1 protein-coding gene is annotated in these 557 nt (G+C 46.1%); it reads right to left on the bottom strand.

Annotation, left to right across the window (positions count from 1 at the left end):
• Nucleotides 1-557: amino acid--tRNA ligase-related protein (locus HW561_RS23485; RefSeq protein WP_328803327.1), on the bottom strand; the 557-nt coding region annotated here is incomplete at both ends.

Below are 557 nucleotides of genomic sequence, written 5' to 3'. Positions count from 1 at the left end.
ACGTAGATCAGGCTTATCTGAACCAAAACGGCGAATCGCTTCGCTAAATGGCATCACTGGGAACTGACCAAGGTCAACATTCAGCAGCTCTTGCCACATGCCGTGTACCATTTTCTCGGTAGTAGCACGAACTTCGTCAGCACTCATAAATGAGGTTTCGATATCAATTTGCGTAAATTCAGGTTGACGGTCTGCACGTAAATCTTCATCACGGAAACATTTTACGATTTGGTAGTAACGGTCAAAACCAGACATCATCAGCAGCTGTTTAAATAGCTGTGGTGATTGAGGAAGCGCGTAGAAGCTGCCTTTTTGTACACGACTTGGTACTAAGTAGTCGCGTGCACCTTCTGGTGTCGCTTTCGTCAGTACAGGTGTTTCGATGTCTAGGAAACCGTTGTCATCAAGGAAACGACGCACGTAGCTAGAAGCTTTTGCACGCAGTTTGATGCGATCGCTCATCTCAGGGCGACGCAAGTCTAGGTAACGGTATTTTAAACGTTGCTCTTCAGAGTTGGTTTGGTTGAAATCAAGTGGCAGCACTTCAGAACGGTTGA

It is taken from the genome of Ruegeria haliotis (assembly GCF_013377785.1).
In the GTDB taxonomy this organism is placed as follows: domain Bacteria; phylum Pseudomonadota; class Alphaproteobacteria; order Rhodobacterales; family Rhodobacteraceae; genus Ruegeria; species Ruegeria haliotis.
This window is presented reverse-complemented; position numbering and strand designations above follow the sequence as displayed.